The organism is Parasphingorhabdus pacifica (genome assembly GCF_054779195.1).
Genome location: NZ_BAAGYS010000026.1, coordinates 1 through 3,571 on the forward strand (window position 1 = coordinate 1; position 3,571 = coordinate 3,571).

The 3,571-nt window shown below is 57.1% G+C and carries 2 rRNA genes; both read right to left on the reverse strand.

The annotated features are described in order from the left end of the window. Window positions 1–2,743 (reverse strand): 23S ribosomal RNA (locus ACYVAN_RS24440); the annotation flags it as partial. A 257-nt stretch (window positions 2,744–3,000) separates the two neighbouring features. Next, a 16S ribosomal RNA gene (locus ACYVAN_RS24445) occupies window positions 3,001–3,571 on the reverse strand; the annotation flags it as partial.

The following is a 3,571-nucleotide window of genomic DNA, read 5'->3' on the forward strand; positions in this document are numbered from 1 at the left end:
GAACAGCCCAACCCTTGGGACCAACTCCAGCCCCAGGATGCGACGAGCCGACATCGAGGTGCCAAACCATGCCGTCGATATGGACTCTTGGGCAAGATCAGCCTGTTATCCCCGGGGTACCTTTTATCCGTTGAGCGACACCGCTTCCACCAGCCAGTGCCGGATCACTAGTCCCTGCTTTCGCACCTGCTCGACCCGTCAGTCTCACAGTCAAGCTCCCTTATACACTTACACTCAACACCTGATTGCCAACCAGGCTGAGGGAACCTTTGGGCGCCTCCGTTACCCTTTGGGAGGCAACCGCCCCAGTTAAACTACCCACCAGGCACTGTCCCTGAACCCGATCAGGGCCCGAAGTTAGATGCCCGGAACGACCAGAGTGGTATTTCAACAACGACTCCACACCCACTAGCGTGGACGCTTCACAGTCTCCCACCTATCCTACACAAGCCGAACCAAACACCAATACCAAGCTATAGTAAAGGTCCCGGGGTCTTTCCGTCCTGCCGCGCGAAACGAGCATCTTTACTCGTATTGCAATTTCACCGGGCCTGTGGTCGAGACAGCGGAGAAGTCGTTACGCCATTCGTGCAGGTCGGAACTTACCCGACAAGGAATTTCGCTACCTTAGGATGGTTATAGTTACCACCGCCGTTTACTGGCGCTTAAATTCTCCGCTTCACACCCCAAAGAGTGTTAACGGGTCCTCTTAACGTTCCAGCACCGGGCAGGCGTCAGTCCGTATACCTCGTCTTACGACTTCGCACGGACCTGTGTTTTTAGTAAACAGTCGCTTCTCCCTGGCCTCTGCGGCCACCACCAGCTCCCACCGCACGGGTGTTCACCAGCAATGGCCCCCCTTCTCCCGAAGTTACGGGGGCATTTTGCCGAATTCCTTAACCACAGTTCACCCGACCGCCTCGGTATTCTCTACCTGACCACCTGTGTCGGTTTCGGGTACGGGCCGTGTACACACTCGCTAGAGGCTTTTCTCGGCAGTACGGGATCACTCACTTCACCACCACGGCTACGCATCACCTCTCACCCACAAGTTGCCCGGATTTCCCTGGACAACGGGCTACAGGCTTACACCAGTACTACCACTCACTGGCAGAGCTACCCCCCTGCGTCACCCCATCACTTGACTACTCCAGCATCAGGTCCCACGCAACACCACCACACATCCGAAGACACACAGCAGCATCGGGTGGTTAGTCTCCACCGTTTCACCATGGACGCGTCCACACGGGTACGGGAATATCAACCCGTTCTCCATCGACTACGCCTGTCGGCCTCGCCTTAGGCCCCGACTCACCCTGGGCGGACGAACCTGCCCCAGGAACCCTTGGTCATCCGGCGGCAGAGATTCTCACTCTGCTCTCGCTACTCATGCCTGCATTCTCACTCCCGCACACTCCACAACACGGTTACCCGGCTGCTTCACCGCATACAGGACGCTCCCCTACCCACAAACACTCACCGTGCTTGCGACACGGCTTCGGCGGTGCGCTTCAGCCCCGCTACATTATCGGCGCAGGACCACTTGACCAGTGAGCTATTACGCACTCTTTCAAGGATGGCTGCTTCTAAGCCAACCTCCTGGTTGTCTGGGCAATCCCACATCCTTTCCCACTGAGCGCACACTTAGGGGCCTTAGCCGATGTTCTGGGCTGTTTCCCTCTCGACGACGAAGCTTCTCCCCCGCCGTCTCACTGCCACGCTTCACCCAGGCGTATTCGGAGTTTGGCTGACGTCAGTAACCCATAAGGCCCATCAGCCAACCAGTGCTCTACCCCACCCAGGAAACACGCAACGCTGCACCTAAATGCATTTCGGGGAGAACCAGCTATCACGAAGTTTGATTGGCCTTTCACCCCTACCCACAGCTCATCCCCCAGGTTTTCAACCCTGGTGGGTTCGGGCCTCCACACGGTCTTACCCGCGCTTCACCCTGGCCATGGGTAGATCACTCCGCTTCGGGTCTGCACCACGCGACTCAACGCCCTCTTCAGACTCGCTTTCGCTCCGGCTACCCAACACAGGTTAACCTCGCCACGCAGCAGCAACTCGCAGGCTCATTCTTCAAAAGGCACGCCATCACACAACCCCACAAAGAGATCACGCTCTGACGGATTGCAGGCACATGGTTTCAGGAACTATTTCACTCCCCTCCCGGGGTACTTTTCACCATTCCCTCACGGTACTATCCGCTATCGGTCACCAGGTAGTATTTAGGCTTAACGAGTGGTCCCGCCAGATTCACAACGCCCTCCACGGAAACGCTGCTACTCGGGAACACCACCACAGAACACGCATGAGCTTTCGCCTACGGGACTCTCACCCACTCCGGCCAGGCATCCCAACCTGTTCAACTAACCCACACGACATCCCTGAAGAAGTAGCAGCCTCCTCCAGCAGTGCCCCACAACACCGCACACGCAACCCCTGCTAGGTATCCCACGCGCACGGTTTAGCCTCCTCCGCTTTCGCTCGCCACTACTCACGGAATCACTATTGTTTTCTCTTCCTGCGGGTACTAAGATGTTTCACTTCCCCGCGTTCCCCCCAACACCCTATACATTCAGATGCTGGTAACCCGACATCACTCGGGCTGGGTTACCCCATTCGGACACCCTCGGATCACAGCTCGGTTGACAACTCCCCGAGGATTAACGCAGCCTCCCACGTCCTTCATCGGCCCCTGGTGCCAAGGCATCCACCATGTGCCCTATAAAACTTGGCCACAAAGATGCTCGCATCCACTATACAGTTCTCAAACAACAACCAGAAAACACACCCAACAGGCGCATTCCCTCAAAACCCAACAGCGCACCGACACCCCCCACCCACAACAGAGCAGAGGACACACAGCCAGCGTTCCACAAATCCTCGAGCACCCAGAGCAGAAGAACACACGCCTTCTCAACCCCGGACACCCCACACCCAGCCACACCCCACAAACAGGGCACAACCAGACACGGAAGTGATACTGCTCCTTAGAAAGGAGGTGATCCAGCCGCACCTTCCGGTACGGCTACCTTGTTACGACTTCGTCCCAATCGCCAGTCCCACCTTCGACCACTCCCCCCGGACAAACCGGTTGAGCCATGGGCTTCGGGTGTTACCGACTTTCATGACGTGACGGGCGGTGTGTACAAGGCCCGGGAACGTATTCACCGCAGCACTGCTGATCTGCGATTACTAGCGACTCCGACTTCACAGGGTCGAGTTGCAGACCCCGATCCGAACTGAGACCAGCTTTAAGGGATTCGCTCCACCTCACGGTATCGCCACCCTCTGTACCAGCCATTGTAGCATGTGTGAAGCCCTGGACATAAGGGGCATGATGACTTGACGTCATCCCCACCTTCCTCCGAGTTGACCCCGGCAGTCTCCCGTGAGTGCCCACCATCATGTGCTGGTAACACGGGATAAGGGTTGCGCTCGTTGCGGGACTTAACCCAACATCTCACGACACGAGCTGACGACAGCCATGCACCACCTGTACACCAACCCAAAGGGAGGACGTATCTCTACGCCTATCTGGTGCATGTCAAACCCAGGTAAGGTT